Source organism: Streptomyces sp. DH12 (assembly GCF_020873895.1).
Classification (GTDB): Bacteria; Actinomycetota; Actinomycetes; order Streptomycetales; family Streptomycetaceae; genus Streptomyces.
The window spans coordinates 1-534 of record NZ_JAHWGT010000646.1 but is presented as its reverse complement, the minus strand read 5'-3'; the positions used below and the strand labels follow the sequence as shown (position 1 = coordinate 534).

The 534-nt window shown below is 70.6% G+C and carries 1 protein-coding gene; it reads left to right on the top strand.

The annotated features are described in order from the left end of the window. Nucleotides 1-534, top strand: a 534-nt coding sequence (locus LPA54_RS36255) for an acyl-CoA dehydrogenase family protein (RefSeq protein ID WP_228984777.1), incomplete at both ends; no start/stop codon positions are given.

Sequence of the window (534 nt, the reverse complement as noted above, 5' to 3'; positions counted from 1 at the left end):
GTGATCAACGGGCTCAAGGAGCTCGGCGCCCTCGGCATGAAGATCGACATCAAGTACGGCGGCCTCGGCCTCACCCAGGTGTACTACAACAAGGCCCTCGCCCTGGTCGGCTCCGCCAGCCCCGCCATCGGCGCCCTGCTCTCCGCGCACCAGTCGATCGGCGTCCCCCAGCCGCTGAAGATCTTCGGCACGCGCGAGCAGAAGGAGACGTTCCTGCCGCGCTGCGCCCGCACCGACATCTCCGCCTTCCTGCTCACCGAGCCCGACGTCGGCTCCGACCCGGCCCGCCTCGCCACCACCGCCGTACCCGAGGGCGACGACTACGTGCTCGACGGCGTGAAGCTGTGGACCACCAACGGCGTGGTCGCCGACCTGCTCGTCGTCATGGCCCGCGTCCCCAGGTCCGAGGGCCACCGGGGCGGCATCACCGCCTTCGTCGTGGAGGCGGACTCCGAGGGCGTCACCGTGGAGAACCGCAACGCCTTCATGGGGCTGCGCGGCCTGGAGAACGGCGTCACCCGCTTCCACCGCGTC